At 50.2% G+C, this 26,070-nt stretch carries 20 protein-coding genes; 12 read left to right on the top strand and 8 right to left on the bottom strand.

All coding sequences use genetic code 11. The features are described from left to right. Window positions 1-58: 58 nt before the first annotated feature. Window positions 59-802: a 3-keto-disaccharide hydrolase gene (locus LQ777_RS05570; protein ID WP_232561530.1), complete on the top strand. Its 744-nt coding sequence runs from the start codon at window positions 59-61 to the stop codon at window positions 800-802. A 94-nt stretch (window positions 803-896) separates the two neighbouring features. Beyond that, a complete protein-coding gene (locus LQ777_RS05565) occupies window positions 897-2,222 on the top strand; it encodes a Gfo/Idh/MocA family protein (protein ID WP_232561529.1) in 1,326 nt (441 codons plus the stop codon). 167 nt (window positions 2,223-2,389) lie between these two features. Here LQ777_RS05565 and LQ777_RS05560 read toward each other — a convergent pair whose 3' ends face one another. Next, window positions 2,390-3,685, bottom strand: a complete 1,296-nt coding sequence (locus LQ777_RS05560) for a DUF2851 family protein (protein WP_232561528.1) — start codon at window positions 3,683-3,685, stop codon at window positions 2,390-2,392. Window positions 3,686-3,831: 146 nt separating this feature from the next. Here LQ777_RS05560 and LQ777_RS05555 point away from each other — a divergent pair, with 146 nt between their 5' ends. Further along, window positions 3,832-4,629, top strand: a complete 798-nt coding sequence (locus tag LQ777_RS05555; RefSeq protein WP_232561527.1) for an SDR family oxidoreductase — start codon at window positions 3,832-3,834, stop codon at window positions 4,627-4,629. 59 nt (window positions 4,630-4,688) lie between these two features. Here the strand turns inward: LQ777_RS05555 and LQ777_RS05550 are convergent, their stop codons facing one another. Beyond that, window positions 4,689-5,996 (bottom strand): amidohydrolase, encoded by a 1,308-nt coding sequence (locus tag LQ777_RS05550; RefSeq protein ID WP_232562805.1) that lies wholly within the window; start codon window positions 5,994-5,996, stop codon window positions 4,689-4,691. Between the two features lie 178 nt (window positions 5,997-6,174). On the opposite strand from LQ777_RS05550, the gene LQ777_RS05545 reads away from it, so the two are divergent. From LQ777_RS05545 to LQ777_RS05515, 7 genes are all read left to right on the top strand, one after another. Then, window positions 6,175-9,276 carry a SusC/RagA family TonB-linked outer membrane protein gene (locus LQ777_RS05545; RefSeq protein ID WP_232561526.1) on the top strand — a complete coding sequence of 1,034 codons (3,102 nt, stop codon included), beginning with the start codon at window positions 6,175-6,177 and terminating at the stop codon, window positions 9,274-9,276. A gap of 27 nt (window positions 9,277-9,303) precedes the next feature. Beyond that, window positions 9,304-10,797 carry a RagB/SusD family nutrient uptake outer membrane protein gene (locus LQ777_RS05540; protein WP_232561525.1) on the top strand — a complete coding sequence of 498 codons (1,494 nt, stop codon included), beginning with the start codon at window positions 9,304-9,306 and terminating at the stop codon, window positions 10,795-10,797. Window positions 10,798-10,850: 53 nt separating this feature from the next. Continuing rightward, a complete protein-coding gene (locus tag LQ777_RS05535) occupies window positions 10,851-11,333 on the top strand; it encodes a hypothetical protein (RefSeq protein WP_232561524.1) in 483 nt (160 codons plus the stop codon). 792 nt (window positions 11,334-12,125) lie between these two features. Further along, window positions 12,126-15,296 carry a SusC/RagA family TonB-linked outer membrane protein gene (locus LQ777_RS05530; protein ID WP_232561523.1) on the top strand — a complete coding sequence of 1,057 codons (3,171 nt, stop codon included), beginning with the start codon at window positions 12,126-12,128 and terminating at the stop codon, window positions 15,294-15,296. A 17-nt stretch (window positions 15,297-15,313) separates the two neighbouring features. Next, window positions 15,314-16,921: a RagB/SusD family nutrient uptake outer membrane protein gene (locus LQ777_RS05525; RefSeq protein WP_232561522.1), complete on the top strand. Its 1,608-nt coding sequence runs from the start codon at window positions 15,314-15,316 to the stop codon at window positions 16,919-16,921. Window positions 16,922-17,058: 137 nt separating this feature from the next. Beyond that, on the top strand, window positions 17,059-17,463 hold the full coding sequence (locus LQ777_RS05520; RefSeq protein WP_232561521.1) for a MaoC family dehydratase: 405 nt from the start codon (window positions 17,059-17,061) through the stop codon (window positions 17,461-17,463). A 91-nt stretch (window positions 17,464-17,554) separates the two neighbouring features. Continuing rightward, window positions 17,555-19,201 carry a S8 family peptidase gene (locus LQ777_RS05515; protein WP_232561520.1) on the top strand — a complete coding sequence of 549 codons (1,647 nt, stop codon included), beginning with the start codon at window positions 17,555-17,557 and terminating at the stop codon, window positions 19,199-19,201. A 91-nt stretch (window positions 19,202-19,292) separates the two neighbouring features. On the opposite strand, the gene LQ777_RS05510 is transcribed toward LQ777_RS05515, so the two are convergent. Further along, window positions 19,293-20,006: an SDR family oxidoreductase gene (locus LQ777_RS05510; protein ID WP_232561519.1), complete on the bottom strand. Its 714-nt coding sequence runs from the start codon at window positions 20,004-20,006 to the stop codon at window positions 19,293-19,295. A gap of 209 nt (window positions 20,007-20,215) precedes the next feature. On the opposite strand from LQ777_RS05510, the gene LQ777_RS05505 reads away from it, so the two are divergent. Then, window positions 20,216-21,067, top strand: a complete 852-nt coding sequence (locus LQ777_RS05505; RefSeq protein WP_232561518.1) for a porin family protein — start codon at window positions 20,216-20,218, stop codon at window positions 21,065-21,067. A 131-nt stretch (window positions 21,068-21,198) separates the two neighbouring features. Here LQ777_RS05505 and LQ777_RS05500 read toward each other — a convergent pair whose 3' ends face one another. The 4 genes from LQ777_RS05500 to LQ777_RS05485 form a co-directional block, all read right to left on the bottom strand. Continuing rightward, a complete protein-coding gene (locus LQ777_RS05500; RefSeq protein WP_232561517.1) occupies window positions 21,199-22,047 on the bottom strand; it encodes an SDR family oxidoreductase in 849 nt (282 codons plus the stop codon). Window positions 22,048-22,126: 79 nt separating this feature from the next. Then, entirely contained in the window at window positions 22,127-22,849 is a 723-nt protein-coding gene (locus LQ777_RS05495; protein ID WP_232561516.1) for a head GIN domain-containing protein, read from the bottom strand. Window positions 22,850-23,122: 273 nt separating this feature from the next. Further along, window positions 23,123-23,332, bottom strand: a complete 210-nt coding sequence (locus tag LQ777_RS05490) for a hypothetical protein (RefSeq protein ID WP_232561515.1) — start codon at window positions 23,330-23,332, stop codon at window positions 23,123-23,125. A 54-nt stretch (window positions 23,333-23,386) separates the two neighbouring features. Continuing rightward, window positions 23,387-23,848 carry a MarR family winged helix-turn-helix transcriptional regulator gene (locus tag LQ777_RS05485; RefSeq protein ID WP_232561514.1) on the bottom strand — a complete coding sequence of 154 codons (462 nt, stop codon included), beginning with the start codon at window positions 23,846-23,848 and terminating at the stop codon, window positions 23,387-23,389. A gap of 140 nt (window positions 23,849-23,988) precedes the next feature. Here LQ777_RS05485 and LQ777_RS05480 point away from each other — a divergent pair, with 140 nt between their 5' ends. Next, window positions 23,989-25,020: a Gfo/Idh/MocA family protein gene (locus tag LQ777_RS05480; RefSeq protein WP_232561513.1), complete on the top strand. Its 1,032-nt coding sequence runs from the start codon at window positions 23,989-23,991 to the stop codon at window positions 25,018-25,020. Between the two features lie 69 nt (window positions 25,021-25,089). Here the strand turns inward: LQ777_RS05480 and ctlX are convergent, their stop codons facing one another. Beyond that, entirely contained in the window at window positions 25,090-26,019 is a 930-nt protein-coding gene (gene ctlX, locus LQ777_RS05475) for a citrulline utilization hydrolase CtlX (RefSeq protein ID WP_354004176.1), read from the bottom strand. Between the last annotated feature and the right edge of the window lie 51 nt (window positions 26,020-26,070).

The raw sequence follows: 26,070 nt of genomic DNA, 5'->3' as shown, positions 1-26,070 counted from the left end.
GGATAGTGTAGTGTTTTTTTATACAACCGACGCGAAAAAGTACTGATTCTAAAACAGCATGAAACAATTCCTTATTTCTGCTTTACTGCTCGTTAGCCTGATGGCCGCCGAGAAGCCCCAAACGCCGAATACGCTGACCGACAAAGAAAAGAAGGAAGGCTGGAAACTGCTTTTCGACGGTAAAACGACGAACGGCTGGCGTGGTGTTTACAAAGACAAGTTTCCCGAAAAAGGCTGGAACGTTTCGGATGGTTTGTTAACTATTCAGCAATCCGACGGCTCCGAATCACAAAGCTTTGGCGACATTGTGTCAACCGGCGAGTACGGCGATTTCGACTTAATGTTCGACTTCAAACTAACTGAAGGAGCCAACAGTGGTGTCAAGTATTACGTGGTCGAGAATTATCCGAAGCCGAAAGGATCGGCATTTGGCCTGGAGTTTCAGGTGCTTGATGATGATAAACACCCGGATGCGAAACTCGGACGCAATGGGAACCGCACGGTTGGTTCGTTGTACGATTTGATTCCGGCCAAAGACAAACAGGCAAACCCAATCGGTGACTGGAACACGGGACGGGTTATCGCCAAAGGCAAGCACGTAGAGCATTGGCTCAATGGCAAGAAAGTTGTTGAGTATGAGCGCGGCAGCGAACAATTCCGCGAACTGGTAGCGATGAGTAAGTACAAAGCACCGGACTACAATACCAATGGTCGGTTTGGCGAAGCACCGAAAGGACATATCCTATTGCAGGATCACGGCAATAAGGTTTCTTACCGCAACATTAAAATCAAGACTCTTTAAAAAAGACTCGCAACAATAGCCATTAGACAAACCCGTCTTTTGTCTTTGTTTGTTATCTACCGTCTATTTATCAGCCCCTTACCTCCTCCATAATATGGAAAACCGTCGTGAGTTCATCAAAAAATCTGCCCTGGCCGGACTCGGTATGAGTTTCTCGGCGGGTAGTTACGCCCGTATTCTTGGTTCAAACGACCGCGTTCGGGTTGGTATTATCGGTTTCTCCGATCGCTTTCGGCAATCGCTCGCTCCCGCCTTTGCCGAACACGCGCAAAAACAGAATTTTGCCTTTGTTGGTGTATCGGATATCTGGAACCGCCGTCGCGACGAAGCGGAACAATACCTGAAAGGCAAAGGCTTAAATGATAGTACATTTTTCAAAGCCCGCAACAACGACGAACTCCTTGACCGCAAAGATGTCGATGCGGTTATTATTTCAACCGCCGATTTTCAGCACGCTCTGCATTGTGCAGCCGCCGTCGAAGCAGGTCGCGACGTTTACTGTGAAAAGCCCTTTGCCGAATCGCTGGAAGATGCGCGTAAAGCGCTGAAAGCCGTTGAAAGCACGAAGAAAATTGTCCAGGTCGGCTCCCAGCGTCGTTCAGCGCCGAACTACCACTCTGCCAACGACTTTATCAGATCCGGCAAGTTTGGCGACATAACCATGGTTGAAATGACCTGGAACGTAAACCAGCCGGGTCGCTGGCGTCGGCCTAAACTGGTCTCCGAGATCCGGAAGGAAGACACCGACTGGGACCGCTTCCAGTTGAATCGTCCCAAAACGGCCTGGGACCCGCGCAAATACCTTGAGTTCCGCTTGTTCTACCCCTACTCGTCGGGGATTCCGGGACAGTGGATGTCGCACCAGATTGATACAGTACACTGGTTCAGCGGATTAGATCATCCCCGGTCGGTAGTCGCCAATGGTGGCATTTATTCGTGGAAAGATGGCCGCACCAACGCCGATACGTTCACGGCGGTGTTCGATTACGGCCCAGACAACGACAAAACCAAAGGATTTCAGGTGCTTTATTCATCCCGAATGAACAACGAAGCGGGCGGGGTTAAGGAGTACTACTACTCGAACGGTGGTATGATCAACCTCGACACGAACAAGATTTCGCCGGATGGTGGTCTCGAAGCCAAGTACGCCAAAGATATGAACATGCAGGCGAATCTGCTGCCCGAAATGTCACTTGGCAATGCCGCCAAGATGGAAACATCGGCGAATACAGGTGGCGATCCGATGACCTCGTTGCACATGCTGAACTGGATGGAATGCGTACGGAGCCGCAAAGAGCCCAATGCACCCGCACGCGTCGGCTTCAATCACTCAGTAGCGAACATCATGGCGACCACGGCGCTGCACACGGGTAAACGCGTAACCTGGGATTCGACCAAACAGGACATGATCGTCACGTAGATTTTTTACAGACAGGCTTAACAGGATGTTTTCTTTACAGATCATCCTGTTAAGCCTGTCAAAACAACCTTTACCGCTGTTTTTTTTATAGACAGGATTAACAGAATTGACAAGATATTTTCTTTACAGATCATCCTGTTAATCTTGTTAATCCTGTCAAAAAAACCTTAACCGCGTACCAGCCATGCGCCGATCTGACAGCTGAGGCACTTTTTGGTGGTACAGAACTCATTGTGCAGTTCAATAGCCGCTTGTGAGTCAAAAGCCGTGCGCATACTAAGTCCTAATTCCTCCCAACCGTCGGTCAGACGGTTTTTTTCTGACGGTAACTGCTCCAATAGGTCAATGGCCCGATCCAAGAAAGTCGATTGACCACGATGATGCGCATAAGCCGCCAGCAACGGCACCACGGTATTGATCACAATCGTTGTGGCGGAGGTCACCCCTATTGCTGGTACGGTTTTCTCCGTTGCCTTCCCGAAGCGATAATGCGAATGCCAGTAGTCGGACGGTGTAAGTTGAAGCGACTTCATCAAAAGCGACGCATCGCTGGTACCGGCAAATAAGGAAAATAAACTGGCGTGATGCGTCACCAGACGCGCCAGCTGCGCCAATCGTAACGTAGGAAAATTAGCTGGTCGCAATCGTCCCCACTTCCAGGCGTGGGTAGCAACCTGTTTGTCTGCAAGGCTGTATTTGGCGGCCAGGAAACGGTATTCCCGCTGAAGCATCGTTTGATAGTCGTCTGGTGTATCAGCGTCGTTGAGCAATCCCGCCGTACCAAACAGCATGGCTTCGGCCTGAACCAACACATCACGGTGTTTTAGCAACGCTTTCAACGGTACAGCCCGGCTGAGTTGAGCCATCGGCTCCGCGTTGATTTTAAAGCCCATGTTGATTGCCAGTAGGCGGTAGGCCGTTTCTTCCCAATCCCCGTTCGTTTGCTCGAACACAGCCCGAACACCAGCCGCTTTTCGTTCCAGCCGTTGCAGCATTGTTTTGTCCAGCATGGATGTAATGCGTAGCGGTTGCACGGACCGAAACTGCCCGGCGCAGGGGATGACATCAACCGATTCCGTTAGCAGTTTATACCGATCAAGGTAGGTCGCGTCGATAAGGGGAGCAAACTCAAGCGTAGGCAGCGGGGTTCCGTTAGCGCGGTCAACGCGACGCCCCGTTGAGATCTGATCATCCTGCCAAACCACGTGTAGAATAACGTTATCGTATGCCCGGTCGTCCTGATGCCGATGAGCGAGCCAATCCGATGTACGGATATGCATCTCAACCGTTCCGACCCATTCAACGTGATTGATCAATAGCCGCGCGTTGAAAAAATCAGGACCCGAATCCAGATTACGGAAGCCGGGGTGTACTACCTGCACCGGTTCACCATCGGTCGTTACCAGGTCCTTTGTCGTAAAATACTGATATTGCCAGAGAAAATATAAAAGGGATTCAGACACCGATAAAGCAAATTGACGGTACGCATTAGCCTGTGTCGTCTTTGGTTTGGAGGAAACCAAAAATAAAGAAACATTTATCAAAATAACGTTTACTAATCAATAAATTACCGGAATACTGCGCCCGTCCGGTCTCTCCTTGCAATGCTATGGCTGTATTTTCTCAGAAAGTGATTTGGATTACAGGCGCGTCGTCAGGCATCGGCGAAGCGGTTGCTATTGAATTAGCCAAACAGAATCCCAAGCTGATCCTGTCGGCCCGGCGGATAGACGAACTACAGCGGGTAGCCGCTCAACTAAACCTTCCTGAAACGGACGTACTGGTGCTGCCCATGGATATGACGGATGTGAAGAGCTTGCCCACGCATGTCGAAGCGGTGCGTCAACGCTTTGGCCGGATCGATTACGTTTTTCAGAATGCGGGAATTACCCAGCGCAGCACGGTAGTAGACACCGATTTTTCCGTTTATCAGCGACTGATGGACGTGAACTTCTTTGGCGTTGTTGCGCTGACGAAAGCAGTGTTGCCTCTGATGCTCGCTCAGGGAAGCGGCCATTTTGTGGTTACCAGCAGTGTGGCGGGAAAACTGGGCACAAAGCAACGTTCGGGCTATTGTGCCAGTAAACACGCCTTGCACGGCTTCTTTGATGCGCTTCGGGCCGAGACCTACGATGCCGGTTTGCGCGTAACGCTGGTCTGTCCGGGTTATATCAGGACCCCCATCTCACTTCATGCGCTGGGTGCCGACGGACAGGTACACAACAAGATGGATACGAATCAGGAACAGGGCATGGCTGTCGATGTCTTTGCCCAACGTTTATTGAAGGCCGTTGCCAACGCGAAAGAGGAAGTTTACATTGGCGGTACGGAGATTTACGGCATTTACCTGAAACGGTTTCTACCCAACCTGCTTTCCCGGATACTGCGCAAGCGGGAAGGTGCCTGAAAAGCCCAATGCACAGGTGCGCGCTTCCGTGTACATTGGGCTTCTGAATCTAAGAATCTTTATTTACCGCTAACGGCAATGCCTTTGCCCTTGCCTGACTGTTCCATGTAATCGACAGTAAGGTGGCAAAGTGATTTCATACCCAGTACAAAGCAATTTTCGTCAATTTGAAAATCGGGGGTATGGTGCGGGGCCGCTTCTTCAACTTTTTTACCTTTCGTCATGCCGCCCAGGAAGTAAAAGAAACCGGGTATCTTCTGCTGGTAAAACGAAAAATCTTCGGCCCCGGTCTGAGCGGGAGTCAGCTTAATGTTGTTTTTACCGGCCAGGGCTTCGAGCGTTGGCACCATCTGATCGGTCAGCTTGGGGTCGTTATACGTTACGGGGTACATTACGTCGATCTTCACGTCGGCTTTAGCACCAGCGCTCTCGGCAATATTAGTAGCAATTTCATTGATCCGGCGATGGATCGTTTTCTGCATTTCGTTGTCCAGCGACCGAATCGTACCAATCATGTTTACCTCTTCCGGAATGATATTCTGACGAATACCGCCGTGAATAGCTCCGACCGTCACGACAGCGGCATTTTCGGTTAACGGTAAATTTCGGCTGACGATGGTTTGCAGGCCCATGACAACCTGCGCCGATGTAACAATTGGGTCAACGCCCGACCAGGGTGATGCGCCGTGGGTTTGTTTACCCTTGATCTTGATCGCGTACGAATCGACAGCGGCCATCGTCGCTCCTGGCCGGTACTTGATCGTGCCAACTTCGGTTTGCGAGTTAATGTGTAATCCAAAAATGGCATCCACTTTTGGGTTTTCGAGTACGCCTTCCTTCACCATCAGGTAAGCCCCGCCTTCTTCGCCGGTTGGTGCTCCTTCTTCGGCCGGTTGAAAGATAAATTTGACCGTTCCTTTCAGCTCGTTTTTAACGGACGCCAATACCTCGGCGGCCCCCATCAGCATAGCCACGTGCGTATCGTGTCCGCAGGCGTGCATGATACCGGTTTGCTGTCCATTATACTCAGTATGGGCCTCGGATTTGAACGGTAAATCTACCCGCTCGGTTACGGGTAACCCATCCATGTCAGCACGCAGGGCAACAACCGGACCGGGCTTTCCTCCTTTGAGCAAACCAACCACCCCCGTTTTACCAACGCCAGTCTTTACTTCGATGCCAAGCGATTGGAGATGAGCGGCAATTTTGGAAGCCGTCTGAAATTCGCGGTTACCTAGTTCAGGGTGCTGGTGGAAGTCCCGACGCCAGGCGACTACTTTTTTTTCGAGTCCTTCAGCCGTTTTGTCCATTCGGGCGGTCAGCGTCGATCCCTGACCGAATGTTGATTGCGTTGCCAAACCCGCCATGACCAGCACAGCCCCATACAGTTTATAGTTGCTCATCAAATTATACAATTTTAACGATTGTTCATACTTAAAAAGCAAGTTACACTATTTCCATAGAATATATTGTACTAAAACATTTACCAGTTATTTTTGTAACCCTGTTTTAATCTTTATAAAACATTTCAGCTTTTCAACTTTTATGAGAGGACTTCTAACGGGAAGTTTACTGCTCTTGCTATTATCCTGTTTGCCGGTTTTGGCGCAAGATATAGCGGTGAGTGGTCGTATCACTTCATCAGACGACGGCGCTGCCCTACCCGGTGTAAGCGTTCAGGTAAAAGGAACTTCACGAGGCACGACAACCGACGCAACGGGCAACTACCGGTTGAGTGCACCCGCCAATGGCCGACTGGTATTTAGTTTCATTGGGTTTACCAGCCAGGAAGTAGCCATAGGCAACCGCTCGACAGTGAACGTTCAGCTGGAAAATAGCTCGAATGAACTCACGGAAGTGGTCGTAACCGGCTACGGTGGAACCGTCAATCGGCGCGAGTTTACGGGTGCCAGTTCAAAGGTAAACGGGAGTGCGATCCAGAACTTGCCCGTAGGTAGTTTTGACAAAGCCCTGGCCGGACGTGCCGCTGGTGTACAGATTACCTCCGCCAATGGTGTACCGGGTGGTGCCATCCAGGTACGGGTCCGGGGAGTAGGGTCGATTTCGGCGGGTTCAGATCCGCTCTACGTGGTCGATGGTGTTCAGTTGAACGCAACCAACAACGCGAGCTTTACCTCATCGAACCCACTGGCGTTCCTGAACCCAAACGATATCGAGAGCATCGAAATCCTGAAAGATGCGGCTGCGGCTTCTATCTATGGGTCGCAGGCGGCAAACGGTGTCGTACTGGTAACGACCAAGCGCGGAAAATCGGGCAAAACGCAGATCTCGCTTAACTATTACACGGGTATCAATGAGCCGGTAAAACGGCTCGACGTTCTCAACACGCAGGAGTGGATCGCGTTACGGACGCAGGCCCGTATCAACGGTGGTCAGACGGCCGAAGCAGCCCGCACGTCGGTACTGAACACCATTCGTCAGCCGACAACCCTTACGGATGCCGAGATTGCGGCTTTACCCACGTACGACTGGCAGAAAGAGGCTTACCGGACAGGGAACACCAACAACTATGAGTTGAGCCTGAACGGAGGCAATGATAAAACGAAATTCTTTATATCGGGTTCGTATTATACGCAGAATGCCAATTTGCTTAACGTCGATTTTAAGCGGGGCACGCTCAATACAACCTTAACGCACAGCATCAGCAGCAAACTGAGCCTCGAAGAGTCGCTGAAACTTAGCACGATCACGGCGCATGGCCAGCAAGGTTCGCCCAATGGTGGTACCTTCCTGGGTTCGTCGGCCTTCTCTTCGTCGCTGATGATTCCAAGTGTCCCTATTTACAATCCTGACGGTTCATTCTACGGTACGCCAGACCAGGGTGGTACGCCCGGTGCGCTGAACCAAAACATCATTCAGGTGTCTACCCTGAACGACATTCGGTCGGTGATCAACCAGTTCGTTGGGGGCTTGTCGCTTAATTACAAACCTTTCGACGGTCTGAGCATCCGTCCCTTTGTCAGCCTGGACTACCGGGCCATCAAAGGACGGTACTTCGCTGATCCGCGTACAGGAGATGCTTACGTCGTTCGGGGACGGTTACAGGACCAGTTCAACCAGAACGTCAACTTCCTGACCAACTTGACGGTTAACTACGCAAAAACCTTTGGGGGTGCGCATGATGTGAGTGGCCTGTTAGGCGTCGAGTACCGCTCGGATGTAAACGACTTTACCGCTTCAAACATCACGAACGTACCAACTCCCGACTTCCGGTACGGTAGTGCAGCGGCTTTACCGCAATCGATTGGTGGTGGCTGGACGGGTTACACCAAAGCATCGGCATTTGGTAACCTCAAATACAACTACAACAAAAAATACGACCTTAGCCTGATCGCCCGTATCGATGGTTCGAGCCGCTTTGGAGCCGACAACCGATACGGCTTTTTCCCGTCGGTATCGGGAGCCTGGCTGGTTTCTGAAGAAGCCTTCCTGAAAGGAAACCGCGTATTGAGCGAGCTGAAGCTTCGTGCGTCGTACGGTACAACCGGAAACGACCAGATCGGAACGCTTTTTGGCCTGAGCAACTTCCCATCGCTGGGTTTGGTAAGCCCAGGGTATGATTACAACGGATCGGCTGGTTTTGCCCCAACACAACTGAGCAACCCCGGCTTGAAATGGGAAACAAACGTGACGACCAACCTTGGCGTTGACTTTGGCTTTTTCAACAACCGGATCAACGGATCGGTCGACGTGTTCAACCGCACCAGCCGTGATCTGCTGCTGGCCGTGAACCTGCCTTACACAACGGGTTATTCAAGCATTTCACGGAACGCTGGATCTGTACAAAACCGGGGTCTTGAGATAGAACTGAACACGGTAAACCTGCAAGCCGGTGACCTTAAGTGGAAAACATCGTTCAACATTACGTTCATTAACAACAAAGTGACGAAGCTGATCGATGGCATCACTCCGCTACAAAATCCGGATAGTGCGATTACGATCAACTACGTGGATTACTACGGTGTAACCCGCACGGCTATCCAGGGACGCCCCTTGCTGCCACAGTACACATTTGAGTATGCGGGTGTAAACCCAGCAACGGGCCGGGCGATGTTCTACGACTACGCCGGAAACATTACGTATACCCCGGTTAGCCCACGCGATCAGCGCTATTTAGGAACTCAGTTGCCTAAATTCTACGGAGGATTTATCAATACGTTCACTTATAAAGGGTTGTCGTTGGACGTATTCTTCCAGTACGACTACGGTCGGCGGTCGCCTAACGGCCAAACGTCATTCTTGGCTGAATTGGCGGGACGCGATTTCAACGCACTCCGGTCGGTTTACGAACGTCGCTGGCAGAAAGCGGGTGATATTACCGACGTACCACGTCCCATCAATGGCAACGTCGAAACACGGGGAACCAATGGTCTGAGCGGCTCGCGTACGATTGAAGACGCTTCTTACCTGCGTTTGAAGCAGTTGACGCTAAGCTACAACATTCCGTCGGTGCTTGGCAAGAAAATCGGCACCTCGAATGCCCGTATCTATCTGCAAGCGCAGAACCTGATCACATGGACCCGGTGGACCAGCTACGATCCTGAGTTTATCGATCTGGGTGCTGGTAGCAGCGGAGTAGTACCCAACTCGCGGTCTTACACAGCCGGTATCAATCTGACATTTTAATTCATCAATCAAAGGACTTAGTAATCCATGCGAATTTCCATAAATACGCTGACTGGTGGCTTGTTCGTTGGCGCTGTTTTGGCACTAGCGTCGTGTAACAGTCTGCTCGAAGTAGAACCCCGGTCGAATGCCGATTTATCGACCGCACTCACAACGGTTGAAGGTATCGATGCTACGTTGAACGGCATCTACGACCGGATGCAGAACGTATCTCTTTACGGTAGAGACATGCTAGCCGTAGCAGAAGCGCTGGCCGACAACGCACAGGCAACAAACAAATCAGGGCGTCTGAACAGTGAGGCTAGAAACGTAGCTCAGAACACCTTCGGGACCGCTCAGACGACAGGCACCTGGCAATCGGCTTATTTCGCCATTAACCAGGCGAATCTGTTGCTGGAAGCGACACCCAAAGTGACGACGCTGACCGACACCAACCGTCGGAACTCGATCATGGGCCAGTGCTATTTTTTACGTGGCCTGCTGTACCACGATTTGATGCGGATATACGCGTATGATCCGGGCGTTGAGATCGCGCAGCAAAGCCGGGGTGGCGTACCCATCGTTCTTAACGGTGTCAACAACCAGGACCAGATTGCTTTCCCGGCCCGTGCCTCAATCGCCGACGTATACAAACAGATTTATAGCGATCTGCAAACGGCGATCAACCTGTTTGGCCGCAATGCGTCGAATAGCGCCAGCGTTCCTGCTTACGGCAACTTAGCCGCTGCTCAGGAATTGCTGTCTCGCGTTGCGCTGTATAACAAAGATTACGCGAACGCGGTCAAGTACGCCACCGATGCTATTGGCGGTTCCGTAAAGCTGCTTGATGCAACGAGCTACGTTGCCGGATGGCGCGCCCCCAGGAACCCTGAGTCAGTCTTCGAATTGCAGTTTACTGCTCTTTCGGAAAACATCGGGGTAAACCTATCACTACAGACCACCTATACTACGCTGGTGCGCTCTGGCGACCGGAGCACAACGGGTGGCTTTGGTGACCTTGTTCCAACAACGGCGTTTCTGACGGATCTTCGCTCTGAAACAGCTACCAGCGGTCAGCCAGCTGATGTACGCTCGCAGCTTTACGAACTTGGCACAACCGGTCGCGGCACAGCGTTCGTCGAATGCACCAAATTCTTGGGGAAAAACGGGACAATCAACCTGGACAACGTCCCTATCCTTCGAATTTCGGAAGCCTATCTGAACCGCGCGGAAGCCAATTTCATGCTGGGTAACACCGCCGACGCCTTAACGGATTTGAACACAATGCGTACGAACCGGGGTCTATCGGCTCGCACGGGCTTGACCGGAGATGCTCTCCTAAGCGAGATTCTACGTCAACGGCGGTTAGAATATGCGTTTGAAGGACACCGCTGGTTCGATCTGAAGCGTCGTGGGCAGGATGTTGTTAAAGCGACAGCACAAGGTGGTGGTCTTCCGTATAACGATTACCGTATTCTGGCCAACATTCCGGTCAATGAAGTATCGACGAACAGAAACATTCGGCAGAATTTCGGATACTAGTCGTCACAACCGGTACCAGTAAGCTGGTACCGGTTCACTTAACATCTAGATTCATGAAAAAACTAAAATATGTCTTTCCGGCTTTGCTACTAACGTTAGGAATAGCCGCTTGTGACAATAGTCTTGACAAGGTTTTTGATAGTCAGACCTTGATTGAATTCAACGACGCAGTACTCACGACAAACGCAGTCGGCAGAACGTACCCGATCATCAGCCTGCCAAACAGCGTTACGGGTGGCGCTACCCGAGTGGCACAGTTGAACCTGGTTGGCGCTCAGCGTTCGGCCGATATGACGGTACGGGTGTTTGTCGATCCCAATGGTACAACAGCCTCGGCAAGCAGTTACACAATCACTAATGGTGGTAATGTGACCATCCCCAAAGGAGACAGCTTCGGTTCATTGACACTAACGGTAGGCCGAGCGACTAGCACGACGGCACCTGTAGGCAACGTTGTTTTCGTGATCGACAGCACGAGCACCGATTTCAAGCCTAGCCAAAATTACAAACGGCTTGGTTTCTCGTTCAGACAATAATTAGCCTCATTATTTTGGAAGTAAAAAAGCAGCCTGATCAATCAGGCTGCTTTTTTACTTCCAAAATAATGGTATCACGATAAATTTGACGCCATGTTGTCTACTTGTACAATTCATTCGATCAAACAAAAACGAGCAAAAGGAGTAGTTATAAATACCATACCCAAAAGAGTCATATATAGAAAAAATACAATTCAACCTATTAACAGTTGTTATGCATGCATATTAAATACTTTTAAAATATTATACGTATTATCTGTTATTACAAATATTATATTTTGATTTTTACATTATATTCAAAATAAATATTTGATTAAATTTTATAGAAATTTAATACGTGACATAGCTATATATACTCAAAGGTCAATATTGTTCTTGATTAGACATTGGCTAATTATCGCCAAATGGCTTTCTAAGTAATAACTTCTGATAGTCACGTTACAAATTAACAAACTGACTTATAACACCTTATCAGCGATAATTCTAATTCTTCACTATACGTGCGTTATTCATCGCTGTTATCTCTACGCTTTCTAGGCAACAATGTTAGAAGCCTTGTCAACGTAACGCACCTGCGCATAATCGCGTTAAATGCACTTTGGTTTGTTTTTCTACTCATCTAGCTAATTACCAGCCATTTTTTTCGTTTCAGTCTGTAGGAAGATAGCTTCAAGCGCGCTTTATTGGAATATTACAAAAATATTTATTCTAGATAACCAACTTAGTTCTCCATATACTAACTTTGTATTCCCGTTTTCGGGAATTTAATAAGTTTTTAACTCACACTATTTTATGCGCAAAATTTTATTGGGAAGCTGGCTGCTTTCACTACTTTTCTGTTTGCCAGTATTGGCACAGGATGTAGCGGTTAGCGGTCGCGTCACTTCATCAGATGATGACTCTCCTCTACCAGGTGTGACAGTACAGTTAAAAGGTACGCAACGCGGTACAACGACGGATGCTCAAGGTAATTACCGCCTGAACGCTTCTGCCAACGGAACCCTGGTATTTAGTTTCATCGGTTACACTTCTCAGGAAACGGCCATTGGTAGCCGCTCAACGATTAACGTAAAGCTTTCGGGCGACTCACAGCAATTAAGCGAAGTTGTCGTAACAGGGTATGGTACGCAGCAACGCCGTGACGTAACAGGATCGGTCGGTACGATTAAAGGTGATGGTGTTAAAAACATTGCCGTACCTAGCTTTGACAAGTACCTGCAAGGTCAGGTGGCGGGTGTTCAGGCATCTGTACCGGGTGGTGTATTGGGTCAGGCGGCTACGGTTCGTATTCGCGGCACAAACTCGATCTCGAACGGAGCAGATCCTTTGTATGTAGTTGATGGTGTTCCGTACATCACGGGTAACCAGGGCGCATCGACCAGCAACCCGTATAACCCACTTGGCGATATCAACCCAAACGATATTGAAAGCGTTGAAGTGTTGAAAGATGGATCGGCAACGGCTATCTATGGTTCGCGGGCAGCCAACGGGGTTATCCTGATCACAACCAAGCGGGGTAAAAAAGGAGCACCACGGGTTTCGTACGACGGCTGGTTTGCCGTTGCGCAGCCAGCAAAACGGTTCGATCTGCTGAACGCCGATGAGTTTGTTACGATTGCGAACGAAAAACTGACGAACGCTGGCCTGGCCGCTAATGCGTTCCCAACGTCTAACACCGCAACGGGCCAGAATTACAACACGGATTGGCAGGATGTCATTCTGCGGAGCGGTTTCCAGCAAAACCACTCTCTGTCGTTTAGCGGTGGTACGGATCAAACCAACTACTACTTCTCGCTTGGATACGCCAATCTGGAAGGTAACATTGTTGGTAACAATCAGAAAAAATACAGCGCTCGTGCCCGGCTTGATCAGAAAGCGTTCAACGATAAGGTCACGTTTGGTACCAACATTTTTGCTACGCACACGACGAACACAGGCTTAAACCAAGGCACAAACGCCTTGTCGGGTAACGTAGCGGGTGCCATTTACGCGTTCCCGAACGTTCCGGTTAAGTATCCAGATGGTACCTACAACATCGAAGGTCAAAGCCTGGGTCGTGGTGCTAACACCCGTGCGCTTTACGGTAACTACACCAACCAGCAGTTCATTCTGGACAACAACATCTATAGAAACCAGAACCTGAACTTGACGGGTAATGCGTACATTGATGTCGAGATTGTTAAAGGCCTGAACGCCCGGTCGCAAATCGGGATCAACTACCTGAGCAACGAAGATTTTGTTTACCTCAACCCCGATCATGGCGATGGCTTTTCGATCAAAGGGTCAGTAGACCAAACGTACCAGCCGCAGTTCCGGTACAACTGGCAGAATACGTTGAGCTACAACCGTACAATGGGCCAGCACAAGATTGGTGCCGTAGTCGGTTTCGAATTGCAGAAGACGAACTTCCGGTGGTTTGAGTCGTACGGCTACAGCATATCAGACAAGTACTTCGGTGTTAATGGCAACATCATTACCGGATCATTGACAAACCAGCAGATCTATGGTTCAGCGAGTCAGCGCGCCTTCGAATCGGTTTTCGGTCGGGCCAACTACTCGTACGGCGACCGGTATCTAATCACCGCTACGCTTCGTCAGGATAAGATTTCGTCGCTGCCAATCGGTAACCAGGGTGCCCTGCTGCCGGGTGTATCGGTCGGCTGGCGTTTGTCGGAGGAAAGCTTCCTGAAATCGGCTACCTTCCTGAGCGAATTGAAACTGCGTGGTGGTTATGCGCAGGTTGGTAACGTTGAAATCGGTAACTATCCTTACGCCGGTATCTTCGCAGCAACCCAATACGGTGATGTAAGTGGTATTCGCTTCAATCAGGTGGGTAACAACAACCTGAAATTCGAAACGAGTAACAAGCTGAACCTTGGCGTAGACGCTTCGTTCTTCTCGAACCGGATTAGCTTTACGGCTGAGTATTTCCGTAATAACATCGATAACCTGATTCTGCAAGCGCCAACGGCTCCGTCGCTGGGTGTTCCAGGACCAGGGGCCAACATTAACTCGATTGCCCAGAACATTGGTAAGATGTACAACCAGGGGGTTGAGTTTTCGTTGAGCACGGTTAACTTCCAGAAAAATAACTTCTCGTGGCGCACGAACTTCAACCTGACGTTCGTGAAAAACAAGATTTTACAACTGGTCAACGGCACCGATATCATTCCATCGCCAACGTCTCCGTACAACATTCTGCGCGAAGGCGAGTCGATTGGTGCGTTCTGGGGTTATGTTAGCCGCGGTGTAAACGCATCGAACGGTAACCCAATCTTTGAAAAAGCAGACGGTTCTCAGGTGCAATACCTGATCGGTAAGACAACTACGGCGACCAACAACTTCCTGTGGGCTACTTACGATCCGGCAAACCCAAGCAACGTAGCAACCGCAGCAAATGCGCTGACAGCGAGTGACAAGAAAATTCTGGGCGTTGGTAACCCAACGTGGTATGGTGGCTTTAACAACAGCTTCAACTACAAGAATTTCGATGCAACGCTGTTCCTGACGTTTGCGGGTGGCAACAAAATTTACAACATCACCCGGCAGGAGCAGTTGAACAACCAGGTTTTTGCTAACGCTGGTCGCGAACTGCTGAACCGCTGGACTGGTGAAGGTCAGGTTACGGATGTTCCTCGTCTGTACTTCAACTCGGATGCCAACGTTCTGCAAACCGGTAACCTGAACAGCCGCTTCCTGGAAGATGGCTCGTTCCTTCGGGTACAAAACATCAGCGTAGGATACACCCTGCCAACTGGTATTCGTAACAAGATCAGAGCGAACACATTCCGAATTTACGCACAGATTCAGAACGCCCACGTATTCACCAAATACAAAGGCCTCGACCCTGAGCTGAACGGCATTACAACGACGAACCTGGCCGCTAACGCTCAGCCAGGCTTAGACAACCGTACAAACCCGGTTCCTCGTACGTACACGGTTGGTCTCAATCTGAACTTTTAATTGACAGCTATCAATCAATGAAGAAATTCATAACAACACCTTTGAAACTGGGGAAATTAACGGCCGGTACGCTTATGGGTACACTGCTGCTGGTTTCTTCCTGCAAAAACTTTACCGAGCTTAATCCGCTGGCTTCGTTGTCGGAAACGACGGCGTTCACGTCAACGAACAGTATTGAGCTGGTAGCGAACGGCGTGTACCAGGCGGCTGCCGTCGGTCTTTACAATGGAGCGGCAGGCCGGGGTTACCCGTTTGGCTCAGCGGCCATTCAACAGGGCGAGATGCGTGGCGAAGACATGGTCAACCTGCAAGCGTTCTACGATATCACGTACCGGGCGACGTACACGACCACATCGGCCAACAACGTGAACATGTGGGAGCAGCTGTACGCGTTGATCAACCAAACGAACGTGTTGATCGACGGGGTTAAGCGGGCTGGAACCGGCGGAGTGCTTACGCCAACGGCGGCCCTCCAGTACGAAGCAGAAGGACGCTTCTTACGCGCACTGTCTCACCACGAGCTGCTGCTTCATTTCTGCCGCCCTTACGCGGATGGTAACGGTTCGAAACCGGGTGTACCTTACCGGGAGAATCCGATCAACTCGATTCCATCAGTGCAGCAAGGCATTGCGTTGGGACGGGGTACCGTAGCAGAAACGTACGCTAAAATCCTGGCTGACCTTGATTTTGCTGAAACAAACCTGCCCGCATCGCGTGCGGCTGTTGCTACGTCCATTTCTCGGGCAACGTCGGGCGCGGCTATTGCGCTTAAAACGCGTATCAAACTGCACATGCAGGATTGGGCGGGTGTGATCAGCGAGGGAGCCAAGTTAGGCACAGCAGCTACGAGCGGAACGTTTACCAGCCCTATTGGCAGCTACAAGCTTGAAGCAAGCCCGGATGTTCCTTTCACCAGCTACAGCAACAATGCAGAGTCCGTGTTTTCGGTTGCCAACAGCGCGCTTTCGAACGGTGGTACCAATGGTGCGTTGCCTGGCATGTTTGGTCCTACCTCGTTGGGTGGCCGTGATCTGGTAGCGACGAGCCCAAACCTGTACAACGCTCCCTTCTGGGTGACGGGCGACACACGCCGGACGCTGTTGCAGATCAAGCAGTCAACTGGTAGCTATCCGTTCTACTTTAACTACAAATACCGCCAGTACACGACCCGCGCCGACTGGGCTCCCGTTCTGCGGTATGCCGAAGTACTATTGAACGTAGCTGAAGCATACGCTCGTCAGGGTACGAATGCGAATCAGGGCTTCCTGTTGCTGAATGCCGTTCGTAATCGCTCGGTTCCAACAGCTGAACGGTTTACAGCAGCACCCGCCGATCTGGTTCAGGCTATTCTGAACGAACGGCGCATCGAATTCACGGGCGAAGGTCGTCGCTGGGGTGATATTCACCGCTTATCGCTGGATACCAAATACTCGACAAATGGCATTCCTGCCAAAGTTGAGGTTTCGCAAGTCAAAGCAACCAGCTATGATCTGACCACGCGGCCCATGATTACGGGAATTGTTGCGGCTATTCCGTATAACGATTACCGTTTCCTATGGCCAATCCCGACTTCTGAGGTCTCAACAAACCCAACGCTGGCTCAGCAACAGAATCCGGGTTATTAATTTCAACGATTGCTAATTTTCAAAAGGCTCTCCAAACGTTTGGAGAGCCTTTTTGTTACAAGAGAGAAGCGTTACCAGTTCGTCTGTAATCTACCGATACGTTGGCAAACGCGTTATCTAACCCAGTTCCTTTCCACATGAAAATTGGCGATACACATCACCATCGGTATTTGTTCACCCAACAGCAAGTTCAGGTCTTTGCCACACTAACCGGCGATGATAACCCGTTGCATATTGACGCTGAGTTTGCGGCTACTACGCCTTTTAAGCGACCAATCATGCACGGTATGTTAAGTGCCAGCGTTTTCGCCAAGGTCTTTGGTCGGGACTTCGGTGGCTCGGGGGGTGTTCACTTGTCACAGATGCTTGAGTTCGTCAGACCGATGTATCCTGACGTTGAATACGAAGCTCGTTTCGAATGCAAAGCCATTGACACAAAGCGGCACACCGCCGAAATTACCTGTACTGTCATTGATCCGGCTACGAACAAAACTACACTGCGCGGTGTCGGCCTTGTTTTCCACAAAGACATGTTTTCGTAGTATTCAGGGCAAATGCGCGCTTCATAATCATCGTTGATCGCAAGAAAAGCGGTCGTCTTTCCGTATTTTAGAGGAACACTAGCCTCAATGCATGAAGACGCTTCGCTCTCCGCTATTTATAAAAGTTACCTGTTTTAGCTATTTCGCCCTAATCCTGAATCTGGTTGACCTCCGGGCTCAGCGTCAGCCTCCCAACGATTGGCCTTATCGCGATCCAACGACAGATTCAATAGCCGGAATCAGTTTGTACAAAGCCTACGAACTGTTGAAAGGTCGGCCATCGGTTCCGGTGGTGGTTGGTGTGATTGACTCAGGAGTCGATATCGCGCACGAAGATTTACGGGATGTTATCTGGCAAAACCCGAAAGAGACGCCTAATAACAGCATTGACGATGACAAAAATGGGTACACCGACGATCTGAACGGCTGGAATTTTATGGGTGCCAAGGACGGAACGACCTACGAGTACGACCAGCCCGAAATCACGCAGACGTATGTACTTCTGAAAAACAAGTACGACCAAGCCAACCGAGCCACGCTTTCCCCTACCGAACAACGCCAATACGATACCTACCAAACGGCGAAGAAACAGTTTTTACAACGCTACGAGGCCGTCCGCTCTAAGCGACTGGCGTTTTCCGACACAACACAATTCTGGAAGGCAGCGACGCAAATTGGGTCCCTCCTACCCGATAGTGCCCTGACTCCGCAAGCGATTCGACGCGTTGATCCCGGTCAGGATTCCGTGTCTATTGCTGTGCGCGATGTGCTGGCGAGTGCTTACCGTTCAACCTATGGTTCGTTTGCTACCTACACGGAACTCATTCGTAAAAACTGGACACGGTTTCGGCGGATAATTGCGAGCGATGCCGATATAGCGTACAATCCTGATTACAACCCCCGTAAGGCGGTCGGCGATAACCCGGCTGATCCTACTGAGCGTTACTACGGCGGTCCGACGTTGCAGATAGGCCAGTCACAGCAATTAGCCGTTCATGGGAGCCATGTGGCGGGTATTATCGCGGCCAAACGAGGCAATGGCCTTGGCATAGATGGGATTGCCGACAACGCACGCATTATGACCGTTGCGGTTGTTCCGGCCAACGGTGACGAACGAGATAAGGATGTTGCCAACGGCATCCGCTACGCCGTCGAGAACGGGGCTAAAGTAATTAACATGAGTTTCGGGAAACGACTGTCACCGTTCAAAGAGCAGGTCGATGCGGCTATTCGATACGCCGAGGAGCACGACGTTCTGATTGTTCATGCTGCGGGGAACAACGGCGAAAATTATGATTCGGTCCCGGCTTACCCATCCGCCCGGTACGAAAACGGGCAGATCGCCCAGAATGTCCTGGTTGTTGGTAATAGCACATGGCGGCTGAACGAAGGACTGGCTGCCTACTCATCCAATTACGGTCTACAAACGGTCGATTTGTTTGCTCCCGGTACCGATATTCTTTCCACCGTTCCCAACAATCAATACGCCAGCTTTTCAGGAACCAGCATGGCGGCACCGCATGTCGCCGGGGTAGCTGCACTGCTGCGCTCCTACTTTCCGAAGTTGACAGCTGTCCAGGTGAAAGACATCATGCTGAGAAGCAGCTATAAACCAAACATAGAGGTTCGTAAACCGGGACGATCGGGTCGTCCGGTTCCCTTCGGTAGCCTTAGCAAGACGGGCGGTTTGCTGAACGCCTACGAAGCCGTAAAAATGGCCGCATCGAAGAATTTCTAAACCATTATTACGCTGAATTACTAGATTTCCAGGCATTTCTCAGGGCAGGAAATCAAACATATGTTTGATTTCCTGCCCTGAGAAAGATATACTACCACGCGCATTCCTGTTTGTCGTGCCAGAACTTACCCGTTTCTGACTGCGGAGCTTCAGTAGCCAGCCACACGATGGTTTCAGCACCCTTCTCGACGGGTCGCGATGCACCTGATCCTCCCATATCAGTACGCACCCAACCCGGATCGACGCAGTTAACAGCAATATTTTCGCTTCGAAGTGCGCCCGCAAATTGTCGCGTTACGGCATTCAGTGCCGTTTTCGATATGCTGTAAGCAGGGGCATAGGTACTCATGTCATTTAACGCTCCTGCCCCGCTCGACACGTTAATGATGCGTCCACCGGTAGGGCTCTTTTTCAGAAAGGGCAGAAAATCCTGCGTTACGATAATTGGTCCGGTGACATTCGATTTGAGCGTACGATCCAGCAATTCAGGATTCAGCTTTAAAATATCTTCGCCGTGATCTTCCAGAATACCGGCATTGTTGATCAATACGTCCAGATGTTCCGCTTTCTGAGAAAAGGTTCCGTAGGCATTTTTGATGCTTACCGGGTCTGTTACATCGAGTTGGATAAACGTAGCTTCGTAGCCTTGCTGACACAACTCTTCGGCAGCTTCCCGACCTTTTGTTATGTCGCGGGCGCCAATAAAAACGGCAAAACCACGTTGCCCTAATTGGCAGGCGATCTCTTTTCCAATGCCTTTGTTGGCTCCCGTAATAAGAGCCGTGCGCTGATGTTCAGTTTTCATAATCGGACAAATAATCGGGTGAGACGATTCGTGTTATACTGGTGACCGATACCAATCGACGTACGTCTATACACCCACCATACGTTCACTTACTCTGGAATCAGGAAAATGTTTGTAGAAAATCAACCGTAGACTCAAGCTCCCTACCGTTTCCTCATTGTTGTTATCGGATTTAGTACCTTACCGACTAATCTTACAAACTTATTTAAATGACTAACCCCCTAATGAAATCGCTGATTCTGCTGAGTATTGGAATACTATCGTCAGGTATGTCCTGGGCTCAACAAAGCCCATCAACTACTGTCCCTAGATCCAATACGTTCAATACAGCGATTCAGCCCGGAAAGAAACCCAACCGGCAGCAAGAGTTATACGATCAGTACCACGGTTACAATAAAAAAACGACGGAATCAACGCCAACTCCTTCGGTCAATGAGCCGGTTCGTCCAACGAGGTCGGAACCAATAGCAGGACCAACTGAAACAGCAGGCAGCGTACCCGCCAGAACACAAGCGATCAGTCAGGATTCACGCGCCCGGATTGGCGTGCGTGGTGGTGTCACGTATCCTGTTTTCCTGGACAACGTGACGGGTGCAGACCCTTCCGTCGATTTCGTGGGCGGTGCGGTGTTTCAATTTGGACGAGGCCGACTGTCTTTCCAGCCAGAGATTAATTATAGCCGCTCTACGGCCAAGGTTGATCCAGGCTTTGGCATTGTCAAAGCATCGTCGGATCAGGTCATCGTACCGTTATTTTTAAAGATCGCATCGGGAACGTTTGACGGCAACCGTTTCTTTGTCAATGTTGGTCCTTATGGAGCTTATCTAGCCAGCGTTAGTTGGAATGGTCTTAAGCGGGAGATTCCCAGCAATGTCGGGCGTTTTTCGTACGGTAGTGCTGCCGGTGTTGGCGCGATGCTCAAGGCGGGCCCCGGTCACGTAACGGTTGAGGTGCGGGGTATGTATCAACTGGGAGACAACACGCGAGGCTTTTACACCGATTATAAAACGATTTTCACCGAAACCACCGTCGGTTATATAATTCCGCTAGGTGGTCGTTAATCGCCTTTACTTTCTCATAGAGTGGGTTTTTGAAATGGCTACAGCCTCTGGTTGCAGCCATTTTTGTAAAGTTGATATAGTGGTGTCGGTTTTGAGAAACCGACACCACTATATCAACTTTACACTAGACACTAGACATATGCCAGACTACGCTCCCACAGCCAGTCCGCGTTTTGGTCGTTTACGTCGCGGTTAGCTGGTTTCTTTGGCTGGCTGTCGACAAAATATGCACCGTTGTTTTGCTCCCCGATCAATTTGAGCGGTGCCGACGCTAGAAAAACGGACGTTTGCGCACCTTCTTCGGGCGTACGCATAAGCGGTCTGGCCAGTCGAAATACCTGCCCGATAACGCCAGAAGTATCACTGCCAAAGTTGGTTCGCACGGCACCCGGATGGACCGAATACGACGTGATACCCGTGCCGGTCAATTGTTTGGCTGCGGCTCTGGCAAACAGCAGGTTCGCCAGCTTATCGTCGCCGTACGCTTTCCAGGTCGACAGGTTGTCGATATGCCGGAAAAAGCGTGCTTTCTGACCCATCACATGCGCTCCGGAAGACAGGCTAATAATGCGCACGTCGCCGGTCTCGGACGCTGTTTGTTTAAGCAGGTCCAGCAGATGATACGTCAGAACGAAATGTCCGATGTGGCTGGCGTAGAATGACTTTTCAATACCATCGGGCGTAAACTCAATGGTAGCGGGTGTGTAACCGGCATTATTGATCAGTACATCGAGCCGCTTGTAATCCTGTTTGATCTTTTCGGCTGTCTGACGTACCGATTCTGCATTCGCCAGATCGACCGTAAGCAAATCAACGCGCACCGCCGGATTCGCTTTACGAACTTCGGCCTGTGCTTCTTTTCCTTTCTGCTCGTTCCGACAGAGCAAGACAAGATCAAACGAACGTTGTGCCAACGCTCTGGCAGTGGCCAATCCTATACCCGCATTGGCTCCTGTTATCAGGGCAGTTTTGATTCCCATATGAACAATTTACGAAATACGGTAGAGCCGCTTCATTGAAAAGCGGCTCCTCGTTTAATCCGCAAATCAGCCAATTTGTTTATTCCTGCCTACGGATTTTCGACAAGCCCGTTGCCTCCTGTGCTGTTACGGTTGGATTTCCCGAGTAGCGAATCGTACTAACGCCATCAGCCGAAGCCGCCAGTGTTTCGGTAACGTGAATAGTCGCCTGGCTGGCGGCATCCAGCCTTACATCGGCACGTTCGATTGTTAGTTTGGCGGCATCGAGTTTACCCGCGCTGCTCAGTCGGATATTGGCGCTGGCTGCCGTTCCCTGTACTGTAGCCTGCGATCCATCCCGAACGGTCAGCGTCAGTTTTTGCGTGTTGACTGGGGTATTCAATCGGCTACCCGTTTCTACCGTTACGGCCAGGTTATCGGACTGAATCGGTAGATCGGACGTAACGGAGCAGCCCGTACTAACCAGCACCTGACTGAGTTTAGGAACATGAACCGTAACCGTAACGCCTTTCGTGTTCTTGATGTGGGTATCCGGATCAAACATGATCGTCAGCTCTCCATTTTTCACATCAGTGACTACGTGTTCGAGTACGTTGCTTTCGCCTTCGAGTTCGGCCTGACCCGCGTTTCCAGTGGCGATACGTACCCGCATTCCCACGCGGACCGCTAATTTAGAAAAGGCAGTGAGGTTTCGTTGCTGCTTGACAATCTGGCCATTCCCAACAACGCCGTCCTGAGCGTTCGTCGGTTGACTGATAAAGAAAATACTGCCCAGTAAGAAAGTAGTGATAAGGGTCTTCATCGGTAAATAAGTTGATTTTTATCAAAGATGCAGCCTGTCATGAAAACGTTGCCCCTATCAAAAATATAATTTTCTACGTAACCAGAGCGATACAATCAACCACTCAAGTCATAAACAAAAAAGAGCCTCGTTAGAGGCTCTGTTAACAAATCATAGCGATCAGATTCAGGTAGATTTGCTCACCTACGCCTGATCAAGCTGGGAATAGCTTAGACGTATATTTTAGATCAAAATTACGAATCAGGGAATAAAGCCTATGTCAGCGTCAGGCTCTTAAAAGAGCAGTTTCCAGCCGTTAAAGAAAAGATCTTTTCCAGGCTGTCCAGACCACTGTTTTGGCATATCATCAACCTCCGGAGTACTTGCCTCCTTTTGTTTTACAAGCGCCGTTATACCTTCTTTCGCTAATAACCGGCAAATATCTTTGGTGGCGGTATTTCCTTCGCCAATCATCAATCCGATGGCTTCTTTATCGTTTTTCATAGCGGTTAGTAGTTATCTTGTTTGCACATACAACAAATTTTGTAAAAATAGGTCTTACAGGCCTTCGCCCAATGCCTGGGTAGCCTTAAAAACCTGCTGCGTCAACTGGCAGACGTTTGTTTCGCCAATTGCTTTTGAGTAGCGTTCGCCTACTTTATCCCAAGCCTGGGAAATGGCAGGTTGCAGCGCTTCTCCTTCGGCGGTCGGATAGATCAGGGTTTTTTTACCCTCCGATTCGCGCCGAACCAACTGCTTTTGCTCTAACTTTTCCACCAACCGAGTGATTGTCGATGGCGTCAGGTAAAGCGTTTCGCTTAGCTGCGATGGGGTTATACCCGGCTGTCCGACAACTTCACACAACAGATACGCGTGTGAATAGCACATCCCAAACTTTCCGAACTCCTCGTCACCAATCGCCGTGATGGCCCGAGCCAGCGCATTGGCAGAAAACAGTAGACAGGCACTAAACCGGGTTTCGGTTTTCTCCCCTTCTACTACTTCATTTGTTACGTTCATAACTCTTCTTTCAGATTGGTGGATCAAAAGTATAAGCTAATATTTGTATGTGCAAACAAAATTTAAAAAAAGAGTAAAAGTTCGTTGCCTACATCTGGTGAACATGTCAGTAAATCAGTCGTCTTTCGTTTCTTTACGGCATGTCGATTCTGAAAGCAGCCATCATCGGCGGTGGAAACATTGCCGATAAAAACCATATTCCTGCGCTGAAGCAGTTGTCCGATCAGGTAGCCGTTGTGGCGGTTTGCAGCCGCGATCTTGGTAAAGCCCGCGCTCTGGCCGATAAACACGATATTCCACACGCTTTTGCCCATACGGCGGAACTGTACCGTCAATGTGCCCCCGATGTGGTCGTGATCTGTACGCCCAACTACCTGCATTATCCACAGACGATGGAAGCACTGGCGCACAACTGCCATGTTTTCTGCGAGAAGCCGCCCGCTATAACCGCCCAGAACGCCCGTGAGATGGCTGATCTGGCCGTAGAAAAAGGACTGACACTGGCTTACAACCTCCAGCTCCGACAAACGAGCGAATGGGCGTTGTTGATGCGCTGCAAGGCGGATGGGTTGTTGGGCGATATTTATCACATCAAAGCCAACTTCCTGCGTCGGCGCGGTATTCCGGGCTGGGGACATTTTACCGACAAAGCGATGCAGGGCGGTGGTGCACTCATGGATCTTGGTGTACACGTACTCGACTTGGCGCTCTGTGCGCTGGACTACCCAACCCCCGATCAGGTCCTAGGCAATACGTACGATCTCATTGGAAAGGCCGGAGGAAAAGGGCTTATGGGCAGCTGGGACCCTGCAAAGTTTGGCGTTGAAGATGCGGGCACCGCTTACCTTTCGTTTCCAAACAAAGCGTCGATTATGCTGTCTGCATCGTTCGCGCTGAATGCGCAGTCCGACCGAAACCGAAATCTGGAGATTTTCGGCAGTAAAGGCGGAGTCAACTTATTTCCGTTTACACTTCATACCGAACTGGCCGGTGAGCTGGCCGATGTTCAATTTCCGTATCTGGAAGAAGTTGATATTCAATTGAAAAATACAGCTGCTTTTCTAGATGCCTGCCAGGGAAAGCCCTCTACGGTGTGCACGGGAGCCCAGGGCGCGATTTTGCAGGAAATCGTCGGACGCATTTACCAGTCTGCGGAGGGGACAACGCTGTAATGTATGGCTTATGGTGATCGGTACGTCTGTCGTTCAACGTCTGCCAGCATAAGCCATACCGATTGCCTATTACTTTATCGGCAGGTGTACCTCAGCCATCATACACCGGGCCGAACCACCGCCATTGCCTTCGATTGTAGAAAGGTCGAAATGTAACAGCGTTACGTAATCGTCCAGCAGGTCAATTTGCTTAGGCGTCAACGACTGGTAAGCACGGGTTGACATCACAAGTAGTTTTTGCCCTTTCTGCGTCTGAACCATCAGCATGTTTCCGGCAAAATTGGCCATCTGTTCCAGCGAAATATCAATCACTCGTTTTTGCAATCGTTCCAGTTCCTGCCGAACCATCAGTCGCTCGTCGGGATCGGTGATTGCTGACAGACAAACGACCGCAAACGTATCGCCAATGCACATGAGCACGTTGGTATGATAAACGGCATTTCCGTTTGCATCAGCCGCTTGAAAGGAGACCGTCCGATAACCCGTCCGGCGCGCAAACTCCGCCAGCACATCAGGATGCGTGCGGGGCGACAGACCAGCAAAAGCAACCCGGTTCATCCGATCCAGCACCAGGCTACCCGTTCCTTCCAGAAATTTACCTTCCTGCTCAAAATAGGTTAGATCGATGATGTTAGCCACGTCGAACCGTTCGGCCAGATCGTTGATGATATCCGGACGTCGTTCGAGCCGACGGTTTGCAGCCTGCATCGGATACAGAACTACCTTGCCGCTGGCATGAAACGACACCCAATTATTGGGGAAAATCGAGTCAGGTGTGTACGGATCAGTCGTGTCGTCATAGATCATTACCTCAACGCCCATAGCCTGAAGCTGGCGCGCCATTTCGTTGAATTCGCGCTGTGCATCTTCCTGAGCTACATCCTTCGCCTGCGCAGCCAGATCACGATTCTGAAACGCATTGGAATCGGCGGTTTCGGTGTTGAATCCGAAATTAACCGGACGAATCATGAGAATTCTCGAAGTAGCCTGTGATTGCATGGATTACTTGGTTAGTCAGAATTAGAAAGCAAGTTACATAAATCAACGCAA

The organism is Spirosoma oryzicola, assembly GCF_021233055.1.
GTDB lineage: Bacteria > Bacteroidota > Bacteroidia > Cytophagales > Spirosomataceae > Spirosoma > Spirosoma oryzicola.
The sequence above is the reverse complement of the archived record's forward strand: the minus strand, read 5'-3'. Positions and strand labels throughout refer to the sequence as shown.